1 protein-coding gene is annotated in these 355 nt (G+C 22.8%); it reads right to left on the reverse strand.

The features are described 5' to 3' along the window. Positions 1–35 precede the first annotated feature (35 nt). The coding region (locus CD135_RS12900; protein WP_103269603.1) for a GtrA family protein at positions 36–355 on the reverse strand (320 nt) is incomplete at its 5' end.

A 355-nucleotide genomic window follows, 5' to 3' on the forward strand; every position in this document is an offset into this window, starting at 1 on the left:
GTATACATGTTACTTACTCCTTAATATGATGTTATTTAATCTTTTAAAATTCTTTTTGATAACAAAAAGGTTATAGGTATTGTTATAAATAACCCTATAAACGGTGCGAAATCTGCATTAAGTTTTAGTATTTGAACAAATATATATAGTAAAATAGTTTGCATCCCCATATTTATAACTTGGGTTAAAGGAAATTTAATAAACTTTTTTAAAGTCGGCGTTACTTTATAAACAAAATGACAGTTCAAGAAGTATGAAATTATAAAGCTGATAATAAAAGCACTTATATGACTCAATAAATAATGAACGGTTAAAATGTTTAATAAAAAAATATATATAATATAGTCATTTAAAG

It is taken from the genome of Mammaliicoccus lentus, from assembly GCF_002902755.1.
GTDB lineage: Bacteria > Bacillota > Bacilli > Staphylococcales > Staphylococcaceae > Mammaliicoccus > Mammaliicoccus lentus.